This is a genomic window from Methanococcoides seepicolus, assembly GCF_023684405.1.
Lineage (GTDB): Archaea > Halobacteriota > Methanosarcinia > Methanosarcinales > Methanosarcinaceae > Methanococcoides > Methanococcoides seepicolus.
The window spans coordinates 1-1226 of the sequence record NZ_JAGSOI010000140.1; the positions used below are offsets into that span (position 1 = coordinate 1).

1 protein-coding gene is annotated in these 1226 nt (G+C 35.8%); it reads left to right on the forward strand.

Going from position 1 to position 1226, the window contains the following annotated elements; translation table 11 throughout:
- The coding region (gene tnpC / locus KDK67_RS14090; protein WP_250869476.1) for an IS66 family transposase at positions 1-1001 on the forward strand (1001 nt) is incomplete at its 5' end.
- Positions 1002-1226 lie beyond the last annotated feature (225 nt).

The window sequence follows — 1226 nt, forward strand, 5'->3', positions numbered from 1 at the left end:
CTCATTGTGGTTGTAAGAATAAAGCTATTTTTCCAGAAGGGATCAAACAATCTGTACAATATGGTTCACGTCTGACATCTTTGTCAGTCTATCTACATGACTATCAGTTGATTCCCTATGAACGCAGCTGTGAATTGTTATCCGATGTTTGTGGGTGTGAAATCAGTCCTTCTACTTTGATCAGAGCAGAAAAAACATGTTTTGAACAACTGGAAGGGTTTGAACAACAGATTAAGAACCTATTGAGGCAATCCCATGTTATCAACTGTGATGAAACTGGTATGAGGATTGAAGGGAAACGACAGTGGCTTCATGTTGCCTGTACGGGTGAAATGACATATTATCATTCTCATCAAAAAAGAGGCTCTGAAGCAATGAATGATATGGATATTTTGCCAGATTACACTGGTACCGTAGTTCATGATTTCTGGAAGCCTTACTACAAGTACAACTGCAACCATTCAATCTGTAATGCCCATTTATTAAGAGAACTAACAGGCATCAGTGAGAATTATAAACAACTGTGGTCAAAAGAAATGAGTGACCTGCTCATCAATATCAAAACCTCTGTAGATAAGGTCCGAGAAATATCGGGTTACCTGAAACTGGAGAAGATCAAAGAGTTCGAATATTGTTATGATCGTATAGTTTGTACAGGGTTAGAAGAGAATCCTCCTCTCCAAATACGATCAAAGAAACGTGGAAGAAATAAACAAACCACGGCAAAAAATCTGCTGGATCGTTTCATGAATTACAAAAATGACATTGTCAGGTTTATGTACGACTTGAAAGTCCCATTTGAGAACAATCTCGCAGAAAGAGATGTGAGAATGATGAAAGTACAGCAGAAGATATCAGGCACGTTCCGAAGTGTGCAAGGAGCACGTTCTTTCTGTCGTATAAGAAGCTACATTTCTACTGTTAAGAAGAATCAACTTTCTGTGATGAAGGCTATTCAAGATGCAATCGATGGAAAGCCATTTGTTCCAACGATTGTTTGATTTTAGGATTGCAAATTAATTTTTTGTATTAGAGTTGATAATACAGGATTGACGATAGTTAGGCTGAATAGTTACGTTTTTTCAAAGTTAGAAATTTACTCAAAATAGTCATCTCAGAAAATACTACATCATTTTTTAAAAATCGAGATTTTAATAAAACATCATGTATTAAAGTTTTATGGAAGAATACTATATTATTAAAAAGGTATAGGGAAGTAAGGTGAA